The organism is Lachnospiraceae bacterium oral taxon 500 (assembly GCA_002999035.1).
GTDB lineage: Bacteria > Bacillota > Clostridia > Lachnospirales > Vallitaleaceae > W11650.
In genome coordinates this window covers 760,465-776,079 of sequence record CP027241.1, presented here as the reverse complement: position 1 = coordinate 776,079, position 15,615 = coordinate 760,465, and the positions used below count along the sequence as shown (strand labels likewise).

Here is a 15,615-nt window from a genome sequence, read left to right as displayed (position 1 = left end):
GTAAATAAATAGCAAAGGCGGGAAAAATGGTGAAATATACTTTGATTACCGGAGCGACCAGCGGTCTCGGGCTGGAACTGGCCAGGATTTATGCGGCCAAGGCCGAAAACTTGATTTTGGTGGCGCGCCGGGAAGAAATAATGAAAAAGTTGGCGGAGGAACTGGCAGAACGCTATCAGATTCGGGTTCAGACCTTTGCCGGCGATTTATCAAGGCCGGAAACGGCGCGAAAATTAGTTCAGTGGACGCGTGAAAAGGGCTATGAAGTGGACACTCTGATCAACAATGCCGGTTTTGGCAGCTATGGAGAATTTCATAAATCCGATTTAAAAAAAGAATGGGAAATGTTGCAGCTCAATGTAATGACACTGATGTATCTGACCAGGGCTTTTTTGCCGGGGATGGTTTTTCGGGGCAGGGGCGGCATCTTAAATGTGGCATCGGTAGCGGCTTTTGCGCCGGGGCCGAGAATGGCGGATTATTATGCGTCTAAGGCCTATGTTCTTTCCTTTACCCAGGCGCTGGCGGCAGAACTGAAGAATACCAAACTGAAAATTTCGGCTTTGTGTCCGGGACCGATCCAGACCGGATTTCAGGATCGGGCGGGGTTAAGTGAATCCAAGCGTTTCAGCCAAATGGCGCAGAGCGGCTGGTCGGCTAAGCAGGTTGCCCGCTATGCCTACGAGCGGTTTCAGCAGGGCGAGGTTGTCATTGTGCCGGGGCTGTCAAATCAGATTTTAGCTGTTTTGGGGCGAAAAGTGCCGCTGAAGTTAGTGCGCCGGGTCATGGCGTGCGCACAGAGATAAGAGGGCTATGATATAGCGCCATCTTCGATACGGATAAAGAAAAAGTGGTGATAAGCCTTGGACGCAAAGGCTGTCGCCACTTTTTGTATGGGTCCGGAAATCCTGATTTACAAGGAGTATTTCCCGAAAATTGCTTGCGTATCATTCGGATTTCTGATATGATAAATGATGGTGTCTGGCGGGAACTGCCGTTTCATCTGGAAAAGGCCTGGTTATAAGGCCGGGATCAAAACGGAAAGATTCTGCCGGCAGGGAAAAAGGCGGGAAGCCGGCGCGGTAAAAGCACGGTCAAGAGATAAAGGAGGAAGCAAATGGCGGTAAGAGTAATTATCGGAGCGCAATGGGGCGATGAGGGCAAGGCAAAATACATTGATATTTTAGCGGCGAAAGCTGACATGGTGGTGCGTTATCAGGGCGGCAACAATGCCGGGCATACCGTGGTGGTGGATAATAAAGTATATAAGTTTCATTTGGTTCCGTCCGGAATTTTGTACCCCAATACCCTGTGCGTGATCGGGAACGGCGTGGTGATCGACATAAAGGGATTGCTGGAGGAAATGGCGGAACTGGCGGAGCAGGGGGTTCATTTTGAAAATCTGCGCATCAGTTTGCGGGCGCATTTGGTTATGCCCTATCATAAAGTGTTGGATCAACTGCACGAGGCCTATTTGGGTGAAGCCAATATCGGCACGACCGGAAAGGGGATCGGGCCGTGTTATACGGATAAGGCCGACCGAAGCGGTATTCGGGTCTGCGACTTGCTGGAGCCGGAAGTCTTTGCCGCTAAGGTCAAACAAAATGTGAAATTTAAAAATGAAATGATTGAGAAAATATACTTATCGGATCGAACCTTAGATGCCGATAAGATCATAGAGGAATATTTAGGCTATGCCGAGCAGTTGAAGCAGTATTTTACCGACACAACGGCACTGATCAGCGAAGCGGCTGAAGCCGGTCAGGAGATTTTGTTTGAAGGAGCACAGGGCACGCTTCTGGATTTGGATTTGGGAACTTATCCGTTTGTTACGTCCTCGCACCCGACCACCGGCGGTATTTCCTCCGGCAGCGGACTGGGTATGAACAAATTGACGCAGAGCATCGGTGTAATGAAGGGCTATGTGACCAGAGTCGGTTCCGGGCCTTTCCCAACGGAGTTAGATGATGAAATCGGTGAACAGATTCGGCAGGTCGGCCATGAGTTTGGAACAACGACCGGTCGTCCGCGGCGGACCGGTTGGTTTGATGCCGTCATCGGTCGTTTTGCGGTCAGGACAAATGGTCTGACTGATATTGCGTTAAATAAGATTGACGTACTGTCGGGTTTACCGGTGGTCAGGGTCTGTGTCGCTTATGAAAAAGACGGCCGACAGATTAAGGATTTTCCGGCCAGTTTAAACGAGCTCGCCAGGTGCCGGCCGGTTTATCAGGAACTAAAGGGCTGGGGTGATATTTCGCACATTCGCCGATATGAAGATTTGCCGGCGGAGGTGAAGGATTATATTGCCTTTATTGAAGAAAAGTGCGGTGCGAAAGTCAGCTATGTCGGCGTCGGACCAAATCGGGATCAAAATATTGAGGTGAAGTAATTCGCTGAAAAACGCAGATATAACTTTTCGGCAGGGAAATTGAATACCCGTTATCCACGTTTTGATGAATGGTTCTGCCGGAACTGTAACTTTTGCTTGCGGCTTGCAGGCTGTCGGCGGCATGTGGTTTTAGCATCGACGGGGAAAATGAAAAGATTAAAACACCGCGTGAAAAAGAAAGGGCATAATTATGAAAATAATTGCCGGACTTGGCAATCCGGGAATGCAGTATATGGCAACCCGGCATAATATCGGATTTGAAGTGATTGAACGTCTGGCTTATGAAACCGGAATTCATCTGGATAAGAAAAAACACCGGGCGATTTTGGGGCAGGGACAGATTGGTGGTGAAAAGGTGATTTTACTACAGCCGCAGACCTATATGAACCTCAGCGGGGAAAGCATTCGGGCGGTAATGGATTTTTATTCTTTGACGTCGCAGGATGTGGCGGTGGTTTATGATGAAATCAGCTTAGACTTAGGGCAGCTTCGGATTCGGGAAAAAGGCAGTGCCGGCGGCCACAACGGCATGAAAAATATTATTGCCCATCTGGGGACGCAGGAATTTATTCGTTTTCGGGTCGGGGTTGGACCGCAGATTCCGGGCATGGACTCGGCTGATTTTGTGCTGAAGCGGATGAGCCGGGAAGAAATAAAAATAGCGGCGGAAATGGCACTGCGGGCGGCGGAAGCCATTACGGCCTATCTGGAGCAGGGAATTACTTATGCCATGAACCATTACAATGGGTAGGATTTTCAACGAAAAAGCCTTGCAAGGGAACATAAAGGAAAAAGAAAAAATGAAAGAACAGGAAAAAATGGTTGCCAATACAGATGATACAAAAGTGACAGAAAATATAGGCAATGCAGAAAACATCGAAAGTTTAGCCGGTGCCGGCAGCCCAGAGGCAATAAATCCGGCCGAAAGGGCTGATTCGGAAAGAAAAGAGCCGGAAAAGTCTGATCCGGAAAAGACTGAGCCGAAAAAAACAGCCGGGAATACAGAATCCGGAGAAGCGGAAAAAATTAACGATAACAGGGCGGCTGCGCCGAAAAAATGGAGCTGGCGCAGCCATTTGGGCAATTTGCTGCTGATCGGCGGCATTGCTGTTATTTGCATTCCTTTTGTCGGCCGGTATTTGGCTGACCGGCAGCAGCAGCAAATGCTGAAGGAGTTTTATGACCAAATCGGCAGCGAAGTCGGTACGGAAGCGGAAAAATTGAACCGGGAGCTGGGTTACACCGATGATGCCACTTTGCAGGGAGATTTGGACGCATCGGCCAAGGCCATCCGGGAAATTGAGCAGAGCGAGGGTCTAAATCCAAACACGGTTACCAAGCTGACGACCGGGCCAACGGCAATCGGGATTATTGAAATCCCTAAGATTAAGCTGAAATATCCGGTGGCTGAAGGGGTGGATAATGTCACGCTGCGCTTTTGCATTGGTCATATGCCAAAAACGGCAGGACTGGGTGAAGTCGGTAATTCGGTACTGGCCGGCCATCGCAGTCACAGCTTCGGTGATTTTTTTAACCGTTTGGATGAAGTGGAAACCGGCGATACGATTTGGATTAAGACCAAATCAAGTTCAACCGCTTATATAGTCTACGAGAAAAAAAGAGTGAATAAAAAAGACCTGTCGGTTTTGTCCCAAAAAGGAAGCGATAAAGTGCTGACTTTAATTACCTGTGAATTGGGCGTTAATCCGGAGGAGAGAATCATTGTCAAGGCGAAAGCGGAAGGGGCGGAGGCACCGGCCGAATCCGCTCCGGCACCGGCTGAACAGAAGTCGGCGCAGCCCGAACAAACGCCGGCTCCGGCCAATCAGACGGAGCAGCCGGAGAAAACACCGGAATCCCCGGCACCGGCAACTCCAACCGAAAAACCGGCCCAGCAATAAAAACTGAGTTTTTGGCAGTGGCAGACGGAAAAGATTAAGACAGAAGAAATGCTAATCGGCAGATTTACAGCCAGGGAGGAGCGAATAGGAAAAAAGTTTCTAGAATTTTCAAGATAAATAGGAATAAATTCCTATAAATAGGACTTGATTTTTAGAAGAAAATATAGTAAAGTAAGGTCAGTTATAGAGCATGGCTCATATAAAACTTCAAAACTTTTTACGCTGCTCAGTAATGTTTTATAATGGGGCAAATGCTTTCAGCGACAAAGGCAAACTGCTTGAAAAGGCAGGACGCAAAACTACAGGGCCTTCCTTCGGGGTGGCAGCCAGCAGCCGAAAGAAAGCTTATTTTATTTTCAGCTTTCTTTTAAGGAAAAATGAAAGGAGAAATGAAAATGAAAAAATGGATAGTGTTAATCGGCCTTGTGATTATCGGATTAGGCCTAATCAGCAGCGAAGTATCGGCCGAAGGGATCAGGATCGACGAAAGTCAGAGTTCACAGGGCAAGGTCGGGGTTTATTTTAATACCGGAACGACCAAGAAAATTAAACTGATGGTCAGCAAGGGAACGGAAAAATATTCCTATAACTTGCAGAATCTGGACAGAATGGTTTATTTTCCTCTGCAAATGGGCAACGGCAATTACAGCGTCAAGGTGTATGAGAACACGGAAGGCAATAAATATCGGCCTTTGACCGGCAAGGACTTTAATGTAACTCTGTCCGATCCGAACTCTGTTTATTTGCAGTCAGTGCAGGAAATTGACTGGGACGAGCAGAAAAAAGCAATTAAGATTTCACAGAAGCTGATTCAGGATCAGGAAAAAGAACTGGGGCGCAAACTGACCGAGGATGAAAAAACCAAGGTCTTATATCAATACATTATTGAAAAAATCGTGTATGATTATGAAAAGATTAAGCGGATTGATACATCGTATATCCCTAATATTGACGATACAGTCACGACCCAAAACGGCATTTGCTATGATTATTCCTCACTCTTTGCGGCGATATTGCGCGAGCAGGGGATTCCAACCAAGATGATTAAGGGCTATTCGACGTATACCACTGTCTATCACGCTTGGAACGAAGTGTATGTCGGGGGAAAATGGGTGATTGTTGACAGCACGACCGATGCCTACATGTTTCAGAACAAAGCGCCGTATACGTTTGAAAAGCAGTTAAAGGATTATAACAAAGCCAAAGAGTTATAAGCATTTTATACTGCCATGCCATCGGCAGCGGTTCATTCTGCGGAAAGTCTTTGGCACCTTCGGTGCTGTGCGGAAAAGTTGAACATACAACTAAATGAAGGAGTAAATCGCATGGATTTATTATTAAAGCCTCTAAATGATTTAGAGGCTTTTCGGCTGTTAAAAAATAAGATAGAAAAGCAGGAAGGACCTTTGGCGGTAAATGGCATTACCGATGAGCAAAAGGTTCACTTGGCGTATGCGCTGACTGCCGGTGGGAAACGGCAGAAGCTGATAGTAACCTATAATGAGCTGCAGGTGCGGCAACTGGCGGAAAGTTTTGCTTTTTATGAAAAAGAGGTTTGGCAGTATCCGGCAAAGGATTTTATCTTTTATCAGGCTGATGTTCGCAGTCAGGACATTGTCCGGCTGCGGCTGGCGGTGCTGCAAAAGCTCCTGGAGGGTGAGGATATCACGGTTATTTGCAGCATTGAAGCCTTAAAGGATGCGCTGCTGCCGAAAGCCGTTTTTGCTGCTGCCCGTATCCCGCTGGAACGGGGCGGACAAATGGCGCAGCCGGTTTTGACGGAAAAGCTGGTTAATATGGGCTATGAGCGCGTACCGCTGATAGAGGGGCGGGGTCAGTTTGCGCTCCGGGGCGGAATCGTCGATATTTTTCCGCCGTTTGGCGAGTTTGCTGTCCGGATTGAGTTTTTTGACGATGAAATTGATTCGCTGCGGCTGATTAATCCGGATACCCAGCGCTCAGTCAGGGAGATTGAAAGTCTTGAAATTTTCCCGAATCGGGAGATTGTGTTAGAGCCGGGCATGGCCAAAAAAGCGGTCGAACGGCTGCGCCGCGATTACAAGGCGACCGCGCAAAAACTCAAGGACAATGCCGAAGCCTTAGCGCAGCTGGATAAAACGGTGGCTGCGCTGGCTGATAAAATGGAAAATAACGGCAGCTTTGCCGGAATTGAAAGCAATTTGAATTATTATTTTACGGAAACAGCGGATTTGCTGGATTACTTTACCGAGCCGCTGATTATTTTGGACGAGCCGCTGAAAGTTTTGGAAGGGGTTCGGACGCTGGAAACGGAATATCGGGAAAGTCTGGAAAATCGTTTTTTCAAGGGACATCTCTTGCTGGAGCAAAAAAACAGCGGACTGGATTATAAGAAGCTGATTTTTCGGCTGGCCGGTAAGGAAAGCCTTTTACTTAGCAGTCTGTATCAGGCAGGTAAGGAGATTCCCTATCGGGCGGAAGTGCAAATCAGCGGCAGCAGTGCGCATTTGTACCATCATGATTTTGAAGCGATGGCCAAGGATTTGGCTTATTATGTTAAGCAGCAGTACCGGATTGTGGTATTGACCGCGACCGGTGCCATGCTGTCAAGTTTGCAGGAGCTTTTGGAAAATCACGGTCTGCCGGTCTTTTTGGCCGGAGAAAGCGGGGAAACGGTTGCCGGTAAGATTGCACTGGCGGTGGGCGGTTTGCGCCAGGGCTTTATTTATCCGGAAATCCGGTTTGCCGTTTTTGCCGAAGCCGAAGCCAGAAGCAGCCGCCGGAAGAAAAAAGCAGGTTCTAAGACCGCCGGTCAGCGGCTGCAAAGTTTTTACGACTTAAAAGCAGGCGATTATGTCGTGCATGAAAGTCACGGCGTCGGTATTTTTGCCGGTGTGGAAACGATTGAAACTGACGGTATGGCCCGGGATTTTATAAAAATCAAGTATCAGGGCGATGGGGTTTTATTTATTCCGACAACGCAGCTGGACCGGATTCAAAAATATATCGGCGGCGAGGGAGCTGCCCCGAAGCTGAATAAACTGGGCGGGCAGGAATGGAAACGAACGGTCAGCAAGGCCAAAAAGGCGATTGATGAAATGGTGGCCGATTTGATTCAGCTCTACTCGCACCGCGAGCAGGCCAAGGGCTTTTCGTTCAGTCCCGACAGTGTTTGGCAGCAGGAATTCGAGGAATTGTTTCCCTATGAAGAAACAGAAGATCAGTTGACGGCCATTGCCGATGTGAAAGCTGATATGTGCTCGGCCAAGGTCATGGATCGGCTGGTGTGCGGCGATGTTGGCTACGGCAAGACGGAAGTGGCTTTGCGCGGCGCGTTTAAGGCCATTCAGGACGGGAAACAAGTGGCTTATCTGGTGCCGACTACGATTTTGGCGCAGCAGCATTATAATAATTTTGTGCAGAGGTTCAAGGATTTTCCGGTTAGAATTGGGATTTTAAGCCGTTTTTCCACGCCTAAGGAAATGAAGCAAACCTTGGCAGACTTAGAGCGGGGGCTGATTGATATGGTGGTGGGTACCCATCGGCTGCTGTCTAAGGATGTCAGTTTCAAGGAACTGGGACTTTTAATTATTGATGAGGAGCAGCGCTTTGGGGTCAAGCATAAGGAGAAAATCAAGCAGCTGAAAGAAAATATTGACGTGCTGACGCTGACGGCCACGCCGATTCCGCGAACGCTTCATATGTCGCTGATTGGGATTCGGGATATGTCGGTGCTGGAAGAACCGCCACATGAGCGGCAGCCGATTCAAACCTATGTCTTGGAGCATGACGAAGGCTTGATTCGTGATGCAATCTACCGGGAAATCAACCGCAACGGCCAGATTTATTATGTGTATAACCGGGTGCGCAATATTGAAGAAGTAACCGGCCGCCTGCAGGCGCTGGTTCCGGAGGCTTCGATTGCCTACGCTCACGGCCAGATGTCGGAACATGAACTGGAAAGCATTATGCTGTCCTTTATCCGCGGAGAAATTGATGTTTTAGTCGCAACGACGATTATTGAAACGGGTCTGGATATTCCCAATGTCAATACGATTATTATTCAGGATGCCGATAAAATGGGGCTTAGTCAGCTGTATCAGCTGCGGGGGCGGGTTGGCCGTTCCTCGCGGGTGGCATATGCTTATTTAACCTATAAAAGAGATAAGATTTTGCAGGAAGTGGCGGAAAAACGGCTGAAAGCGATTCGGGAGTTTACCGAGTTCGGTTCCGGCTTTCGGATTGCCATGCGTGATTTGGAAATCCGGGGTGCGGGCAATGTCTTGGGTACCAGTCAAAGCGGACATATGGACGCGATTGGCTATGAGCTTTACACCAAGTTAGTGGCCGGCAGTATCAGCGCCAAAACCAGCCGAACAGAGGCGGCCGATGACTTTGAAACCAGCATTGAGCTGAAAATCGATGCCTATATTCCGCCGGAATATATTAACCAGGAAGAAGAAAAGCTGGCCAGTTACAAAAAAATTGCCTCCATTCGCGGAGAAGCCGATTATTTGGATATTTTGGATGAACTGATTGACCGTTACGGGGAACCGCCCAAGAGTGTTCAAAATCTTCTTACAATCGGTTTGATTAAAGGGCTGGCGCATGAACTGGAAATTACCTCCATTCAAATGCGAAATGCGGAAGTTGAATTAACCGTCCTGCCCAATGCCCGGTTCGACGGTAGTAAACTCCTGCCCTTTTTGGAAGAAAGAAAAAAAGAAATCCGCTTCCAAACCAAAGGCAGCTCCGCCTTCCTGCTCCGTATCCCCACCCCTGCCCAAATGCTCGATCAAATTAAATTTGTATTACAAGACCTAAAAAAATTGCGCTTATCCTAAAGGGTTGGTATAATGTAACAGGAAAGCCCTGCCATGCGTCAAAAGCTTCCGCATGCTTGCATGTGGGAAGCTTTTGACATATGGCAGGCAAGGAGATACTCGCAATAAAGCCACGCGACCAGCGGGAGCGGGGCGAGTTGCGAGTATCGCCGGTGATTGCGGGAGCGCGACAGCGCGGAGCAATCAGCTTTCCGGGAACAGGCGATTGCAGGGAAAGCATTGCGGGAGCGCGACAGCGCGGAGCAATCAGCATTCCGATCGAGGAAGATTGCAAGGAAACGATTGCGGGAGCGCGACAGCGCGGAGCAATCGGCATTCCGACCGAGGACAATTAGGAGGAAGTGATTGCGGGAGCGCGACAGCGCGGAGCAATCGGCTTTCCGGCTGAGGACGACTACATCATGCGGCAGGGCAGTAGAGAGTAATGGAAGCGGGGTGAGGCAATGAAAAAAAGATCTTTCCTTTTGATAGTTTTGGTATTTCTTATTTTATTTTTGCCTGCCTGTCGGGAAATGGCTTCCGCCGAACTCCTGCCGGCGATTTTGATAAAAATTGATACGGCGGCGGTCAGCGGGGAAGAAGCGGCGGTTTACGGCATCCAGGTAAAAAAAGAGTTTGAGCAGATCGGCGGAGCCGATATCTGGGAGTTTGAATCTTTCAGCGGCGATAAATCCGCTTATGAAGTAGCCAAAACCAAAGTATTGGAAAATATAATCCGGGTCAAGGTGTTGTTAGCCAAGGCCAAAGAACGAAAAATCGAACTAACGGAGGTCGAAACAGAGGCAGTGGCCAACCGGGCTAAGGAATTTTTGGAAGATCAAAAGGCTCTTGCGGCGGCTGCGGAAGAAATTACCGCTGAAACGGTACAGCAGGTGTTTACCGAGTTTGAGTTGGGCCAAAAGCTAAAGAAAGAGATGCTTCGTTCTTTTCAGCCGGAGGAAAAAATGATAGCTGCTAAATTAGAGGCCAATGAAGACTACCAAAAACTGCAGCAAGAGGATCCGTGGGAAAAACACGAATTATTTTTAGTCGAAACGGCAGAAATTGCCGAAAATGATCCTTTGCTGGAAACAATTCGTCAGGAATTGAATACATCTCCGACCTATGGCTTGACAGATGCCACAAGTCAGAGTATGGTATATAAGGAAGAAAAATATTTAAAGCAGCAGTTGGAGGAAGTCTTTGGCGAGGGAGCAGCCGAGCAGCTCCGAAAAACGGGCTGGCTGCTTTTGCCTGAAAATGAGGAGAAAGGGTTCCGGCTGCTGCATTTAAAAAGCATTGAAGTGTCAGATTTGGCTTTACTTACCCGCCGGCTTCAGCAGCAGGGAGAAAAAGAAAAAGATCTGCGCCGGCAGGCGGAGGAAGAAATCCGGGACGAAAGCTTTGAAGTCATTTATCAGGAATGGAAAAAAGAGACCGATATCCGGATTGATCAGGAGGCGTGGCAGGGCTATACCGTGTTTGAGTTATAATCAAGCGACAGAAATGGAGATTAGTATGTTTCAGAATTATGTTTTTTCTTTTTACGGCACTTTGGCAGAGGTGAAAATGAATCTGCAGGAGCAGGGCTTGTGGGAAAAACTAAGTGTTTATTATGGGATTTATGATTATCCGGTCGATGCCGATACCCTGCGCCGCAGCTTTTTTACGGCCTTGGCGCAGGAGGAGGAAAAAAAGGCGGATAAGATTTATTATGAGCCGAATTATGAAGATATTTTGCTGCGTCTGTTTAATGTCAAGAAACTGAAAGGCAAGAACAGAAGTCCTAAAGATATTGGCCGTTTCTTTCATCTGCTGGCGGCGGAAGAGTTGACTTTATTTCCGCAGGTTAAGAAAACCCTGGAACAGCTGAAAAAAGAGGATAGGAATGTTTATTTGCTGGCTAATGCGCAAAAAGCCTTTATTAAGGACCAGCTTCGTTATTTCGGGATTAAGGAGTATTTTGACGGGCTTTATATTTCTTCGGACTATTCACTGAAAAAGCCCAGTCCGGTGTTTTTTAATCAGGTGATTAATGAGAACAAGTTAGAGAAGAAAAAGACACTGTTTGTCGGCGGTGATTTTGAAACGGATCTGTTACCGGCGAAAAAGCTGGGCTATTTGACCTGCCTGGTGCTGCGGCCGGGTCGGGCGCTGTCACCTGTCGAGCAGGCGGACTTTGTTGTGGAAAACGGAGAACTAAAGAAAGTCTTGGAATTTTAGTGAGGAAAAATCATGTCTGAAAAGAAAATAAGCTATGGAGAGTATGCGATATTGGGGGTGAATAAGGGTTTAACCGCTTTTTTATTCTCCTTTATCCTGTGTCTGCTTCTTTCGCTGGTGATTAATCTTCGCTTTTATCAGGAACTTATCATGCTGACGGTCGGGAGCCTGGGCGAAGTGGGTGCTGCCGGCAGCGATACCATTCTGCGGACGACCGGGCTGCTTTTGGGCTTGTCATTTTTTCAAACTTCCGGCAAGTTTCAAATGGGGCTGCTGCTCCTATCGGTTATTCCGCTGTCTGCTTTTTTTGGTGCCGGTCTTCTTTTTCGATTAAAAAAGCCGAAGGACAGCTATGTCAATTTAATATCAAGTGTAATTATTGATGGTTTGGCAGCGGCGGTCTATGCGCTTTTTTTGTTTATAACGGCGTTTTTGACCAAGGGAGTGCTGTTCGGCGTGGAGATTAATTTTGCTTCGGGGCGAAATCTCCTCTTTTCTTTGCTGTTTGCCGTATTTATTCAATTCATTTTAGGAATCAACCGGCATAAAAAGTTTACGAATTTTACTGCCGGGCTGCTGAGAACCAGAAACTTGCTGTGGCTGACCCTGGGCTTTTCGGCGCTGACCGGTATCTTATTTATCTTATATTATTTAACACCTTACCTAAAGAGTCTGGTACGGATTTTGGCGTTTGCGCTGGTGTTTTTACCTAATTTGGCGGTTTATTTGTCTTTTATGTTGATGGGCGTTCCGCTTGATTTAGCGGATTCGCTGGGCACTTTAAGCAATTATTTGCGGCTCAATACCGAGATTTTGAACTTGCCGGTCAGTATTAAGGTGCAGCTGATTATATCCTTTATTGTGCTGGTGTTTATCGTGCTCTTAAAAATGCCGGTGAAAAAATATTGGCAGAATTTATTTACATTTGCCTTAGGATACAGCCTTTCCATGCTGATACTGGCGATGTCGAGCCGGGTGGATTTGGGCTATGTCAAAGGTGCTTTCAATATTGGTTTGGCCGTTTCTCCGGTAAAAGCGTTTGCGGTTCCGTTTGTGATTATTTGGCTGGACGGCCTGCTGTTGCGGCTGATTCGGCAAATATATCGGGAGCTTTGCGGGGAAAGCCCGAAAGGGGCGGTGGCTTCCTTTTTGCTGGGGGCCGAGGAAGAAGAAGTGACTTATTTTAAAAAGCGACTTTCGAAGAAACATACAGAAACTGATTTTCCGGAAACAGATGACGAATCCGAGCCTGAATCAGAGGCAGAACAGACCGAAAAGCCGGCGGAAACGCCGGAAGAAGAAATTGAGATTGATATCTGGAAAGAACTGGCTGCTCGACCGATTCCGAGCCGGGAAGAGTCTGACAAGCCCCGGATTTTACTGTGGAATGAAAGGGAGCCGCTGCCGGTGAAAAAGTGGGAGAATCTGCCGGAGCCGGCCGAGGCAGCTACGAAGAATGAAGCAGCAGAAGAACCGGATCGGGAAAGACCGGAGTCGTCAGCCCGGGCGGAAGATACCGGCGCAGCAAAGCAGCGGCAGTCTCAAACGGACGGAACAGAGGAAAGGGCGGAAACGAAAAGCCAAGTCCCGGACGGATTAGAACAGTTGCCGGAGCTGTCAGAGAAAGAAGGGGCGGAAGTAAGCCGCAGCGACCGGAAACCGGAACGGCTGTCTGAAAATGGGGAAGAGCCGAAGAAAGAAATTGATATCAGTCTTTTTCCCGGTTGGAAAAAGAAAGCGCGGGCTGCTCACAGCTGGATGGATTTTTCTGATGTAGAGGACGAACTGCTGTCGGATGAATACGAGGCGGAAGAAATATTAGAGGATTTTGTGGAAAAAGAAGAGACCCTGGCTGGTACCGGGGAAGAAGAAAAAAGCCAAACTAAGGTGATCCGGCGGGAGAAAGAAACAGAGGATTGGGAGCAAACGATTCCCTATCAAATTATCAGGAAATAAGAAATTGTATTTCCTAAAAAAGAATACACCAATACGCAGCTTTTTTCGGGGGCAGGGGTTATGCTTTAGAAAGATAGTTGCCATATGTATGGGAAAGCTTAATAAATGATGACAGAAGAGGAAAAGGGTATGGAAAAAGCAAAGGAAAAATTGGTAGAGGAAATTACCGCCAGAGACGTTGATTTCGCACAATGGTATACGGATGTAGTCAAAAAAGCCGATTTGGCGGACTATTCATCGGTTAAGGGCTGTATGATTATTAAGCCTTACAGTTACCGCATTTGGGAATTGATTCAGCAGCAGCTGGACCAGCGGTTTAAGGAATCAGGGCATCAAAACGTATATTTGCCGATGTTTATTCCGGAAAGTCTGCTCCAAAAAGAAAAAGACCATGTTGCCGGTTTTGCACCGGAAGTGGCCTGGGTAACGCATGGCGGCTCAGCGCCTTTAGCTGAAAGATTGTGCGTCCGTCCGACTTCGGAGACCCTGTTTTGTGAGTTTTATGCCAAGGATATCAATTCTTATCGGGATTTACCGAAGCTTTACAATCAATGGTGTTCGGTGGTGCGCTGGGAAAAAACAACCCGTCCGTTTTTAAGGTCGGCGGAGTTTTTGTGGCAGGAAGGGCATACTGCTCATGCGACTGCCGAGGAAGCGGAGCAGGAAACCATTCGTATGCTCAATATTTATGACGAGTTTTTTGAAAATGTACTGGCGATTCCGGTGATGAAAGGCCGCAAGACAGAAAAAGAAAAGTTTGCCGGCGCGAAGGCGACATACAGTATTGAAGCCTTGATGCATGACGGCAAGGCTTTGCAGGGCGGAACCAGCCATTATTTCGGCGACGGCTTTGCCAGAGCATTCGGAATCCAGTATACCGATGCCAACAATCAGATGCAGTATGTGCATCAAACTTCATGGGGCGTGTCAACTCGAATGATTGGCGCTTTGATTATGGTACACGGCGATGATAATGGTTTGGTTCTGCCGCCGGCAATTGCGCCTTATCAGGCGGTAATCGTGCCGATTATGCAGCGCAAGGCCGGAGTTTTGGAAAAAGCTCAGGAAGTAAAAACGATCCTGCAGGCAGCCGGAATTCGGGTTATTTTAGAGGACAGCGATAAGAGTCCGGGTTGGAAGTTTGCCGAGCATGAGATGCGCGGAGTACCGGTTCGGCTGGAGATTGGGCCGCGCGATATTGAAAACGGTCAGGTTGTCCTGGTGCGGCGGGATAACGGTGAGAAAATGACGGTTAGCTTAGCAGAACTGGCCGAAAGATTGTCGCTGCTGCTGGCGCAGATTCAAAAAGATATGTTCAACCGGGCGAAGGAGCATTTAAGCGCTCATATTTCTTCGGCTGTGACCATAGAAGAGTTCCGTGAGCAGTTAGAAAAGAAGCCGGGCTTTATCAAGGCAATGTGGTGCGGCCGGCGGGAATGTGAGGAAAAGATGAAAGAGCAGACCGGAGCAACTTCTCGAAACATTCCTTTTAACGAGGAACATTTGGCCGATACCTGTATTTGCTGCGGCCAGCCCGCCAAACATATGGTTTACTGGGGAAAAGCGTATTAGGCAGGATAAAGTAATGAAAAAATGGTTGATATATGGCGCCAAGCTAGGATATCAGCCATTTTTATGTCATAAAAAATCGGATGGACTGTTGAAGCCGGCAGCAAAGCGCAGATAAACTGCCGGCTGCCGACCAACATAAAACTTTACTCTTCACCGGTCAGGTCAATGACTTCGGTGACGCCTTCTACCATTTCCGCCAATTGCGATTCAATCAGATTTTTTAAGGTCAGATTGGAGATGGGGCAGCCGCCGCAGACTCCCAGCAGCCGGACATAAACCGCCCCGTTTTCGTCAACGTCAACAAATTCCAAATCGCCGCCGTCTCTTTGCAAAAACGGGCGAATCGTTTCCAAAGCTTCAATGACCGCTTCTTTACTTACCATGATAACCTCCTGATGTTGTTTTTATTCCGTTTCTTCCGGTCGGCAGCCGCTATGATTTCGCAGTCTGTTCGGCTGTCAGGCCGGTAATCTCCCGAATCATTTCCGGGTCAAAGTTTTTAGCTTTCGCCTTTCATTATATAAGATAATCTTTTACTTTTCAATTCTTATCTTAGCAAAAATTCAATGAGAAATCGTTTCATTCATTCCTTATATGTTTTATATAACCCGAAGCGAAAGGGTTCTTGCCACATTATGATGCAAAAGTAAAGATGTCCGGTTCTTCGCTGATTGAGGACAATAAATGTGACACAATTTGTGCCAAAAATTTGGCACAGCCATTTGGCGTATCTGATTGCATATAGAAGTTGCCGTAAGTATAATAAAAA

At 47.7% G+C, this 15,615-nt stretch carries 12 protein-coding genes and 1 riboswitch; of the genes, 11 read left to right on the top strand and 1 reads right to left on the bottom strand.

The window, feature by feature from the left end:
* Nucleotides 1-26 precede the first annotated feature (26 nt).
* The 11 genes from C3V36_03630 (at nucleotide 27) to C3V36_03580 (ending at nucleotide 14,846) form a co-directional block, all read left to right on the top strand.
* Entirely contained in the window at nucleotides 27-806 is a 780-nt protein-coding gene (locus C3V36_03630) for a short-chain dehydrogenase (GenBank protein AVM68417.1), read from the top strand.
* A gap of 311 nt (nucleotides 807-1,117) precedes the next feature.
* Nucleotides 1,118-2,392, top strand: a complete 1,275-nt coding sequence (locus C3V36_03625; protein ID AVM68416.1) for an adenylosuccinate synthase — start codon at nucleotides 1,118-1,120, stop codon at nucleotides 2,390-2,392.
* Nucleotides 2,393-2,582: 190 nt separating this feature from the next.
* Complete coding sequence (locus tag C3V36_03620) at nucleotides 2,583-3,143, top strand: aminoacyl-tRNA hydrolase (protein ID AVM68415.1); 561 nt, start codon at nucleotides 2,583-2,585, stop codon at nucleotides 3,141-3,143.
* Nucleotides 3,136-4,293, top strand: a complete 1,158-nt coding sequence (locus tag C3V36_03615) for a hypothetical protein (protein ID AVM68414.1) — start codon at nucleotides 3,136-3,138, stop codon at nucleotides 4,291-4,293. The genes C3V36_03620 and C3V36_03615 overlap by 8 nt, the downstream gene beginning before the upstream one ends.
* A gap of 258 nt (nucleotides 4,294-4,551) precedes the next feature.
* Nucleotides 4,552-4,631, top strand: a riboswitch (cyclic di-GMP riboswitch).
* A 39-nt stretch (nucleotides 4,632-4,670) separates the two neighbouring features.
* On the top strand, nucleotides 4,671-5,507 hold the full coding sequence (locus C3V36_03610) for a transglutaminase (GenBank protein AVM68413.1): 837 nt from the start codon (nucleotides 4,671-4,673) through the stop codon (nucleotides 5,505-5,507).
* A gap of 15 nt (nucleotides 5,508-5,522) precedes the next feature.
* A complete protein-coding gene (gene mfd, locus C3V36_03605; GenBank protein AVM68412.1) occupies nucleotides 5,523-9,116 on the top strand; it encodes a transcription-repair coupling factor in 3,594 nt (1,197 codons plus the stop codon).
* 80 nt (nucleotides 9,117-9,196) lie between these two features.
* On the top strand, nucleotides 9,197-9,451 hold the full coding sequence (locus C3V36_03600; protein AVM68411.1) for a hypothetical protein: 255 nt from the start codon (nucleotides 9,197-9,199) through the stop codon (nucleotides 9,449-9,451).
* A 108-nt stretch (nucleotides 9,452-9,559) separates the two neighbouring features.
* Entirely contained in the window at nucleotides 9,560-10,588 is a 1,029-nt protein-coding gene (locus tag C3V36_03595) for a hypothetical protein (GenBank protein ID AVM68410.1), read from the top strand.
* Nucleotides 10,578-11,318, top strand: a complete 741-nt coding sequence (locus C3V36_03590) for a hypothetical protein (GenBank protein ID AVM68409.1) — start codon at nucleotides 10,578-10,580, stop codon at nucleotides 11,316-11,318. Before C3V36_03595 ends, C3V36_03590 begins: the two co-directional genes overlap by 11 nt.
* A 12-nt stretch (nucleotides 11,319-11,330) precedes the next feature.
* The gene (locus C3V36_03585) at nucleotides 11,331-13,274 is read left to right on the top strand and encodes a hypothetical protein (protein ID AVM68408.1); all 1,944 of its coding nucleotides are present in this window, start codon (nucleotides 11,331-11,333) and stop codon (nucleotides 13,272-13,274) included.
* Nucleotides 13,275-13,403: 129 nt separating this feature from the next.
* On the top strand, nucleotides 13,404-14,846 hold the full coding sequence (locus C3V36_03580; protein ID AVM70427.1) for a proline--tRNA ligase: 1,443 nt from the start codon (nucleotides 13,404-13,406) through the stop codon (nucleotides 14,844-14,846).
* 143 nt (nucleotides 14,847-14,989) lie between these two features.
* Here C3V36_03580 and C3V36_03575 read toward each other — a convergent pair whose 3' ends face one another.
* Complete coding sequence (locus tag C3V36_03575) at nucleotides 14,990-15,229, bottom strand: hypothetical protein (protein ID AVM68407.1); 240 nt, start codon at nucleotides 15,227-15,229, stop codon at nucleotides 14,990-14,992.
* Nucleotides 15,230-15,615 lie beyond the last annotated feature (386 nt).

What these genes read in the sequence shown, in the direction of transcription:
- C3V36_03630 (AVM68417.1), top strand. Translation starts at nt 27, where the DNA reads ATGGTGAAATATACTTTGATTACCGGAGCGACCAGCGGTCTCGGGCTG.
- C3V36_03625 (AVM68416.1), top strand. Translation starts at nt 1,118, where the DNA reads ATGGCGGTAAGAGTAATTATCGGAGCGCAATGGGGCGATGAGGGCAAG.
- C3V36_03620 (AVM68415.1), top strand. Translation starts at nt 2,583, where the DNA reads ATGAAAATAATTGCCGGACTTGGCAATCCGGGAATGCAGTATATGGCA.
- C3V36_03615 (AVM68414.1), top strand. Translation starts at nt 3,136, where the DNA reads ATGGGTAGGATTTTCAACGAAAAAGCCTTGCAAGGGAACATAAAGGAA.
- C3V36_03610 (AVM68413.1), top strand. Translation starts at nt 4,671, where the DNA reads ATGAAAGGAGAAATGAAAATGAAAAAATGGATAGTGTTAATCGGCCTT.
- mfd (AVM68412.1), top strand. Translation starts at nt 5,523, where the DNA reads ATGCCATCGGCAGCGGTTCATTCTGCGGAAAGTCTTTGGCACCTTCGG.
- C3V36_03600 (AVM68411.1), top strand. Translation starts at nt 9,197, where the DNA reads ATGGCAGGCAAGGAGATACTCGCAATAAAGCCACGCGACCAGCGGGAG.
- C3V36_03595 (AVM68410.1), top strand. Translation starts at nt 9,560, where the DNA reads ATGAAAAAAAGATCTTTCCTTTTGATAGTTTTGGTATTTCTTATTTTA.
- C3V36_03585 (AVM68408.1), top strand. Translation starts at nt 11,331, where the DNA reads ATGTCTGAAAAGAAAATAAGCTATGGAGAGTATGCGATATTGGGGGTG.
- C3V36_03580 (AVM70427.1), top strand. Translation starts at nt 13,404, where the DNA reads ATGGAAAAAGCAAAGGAAAAATTGGTAGAGGAAATTACCGCCAGAGAC.
- C3V36_03575 (AVM68407.1), bottom strand. Translation starts at nt 15,229, where the DNA reads ATGGTAAGTAAAGAAGCGGTCATTGAAGCTTTGGAAACGATTCGCCCG.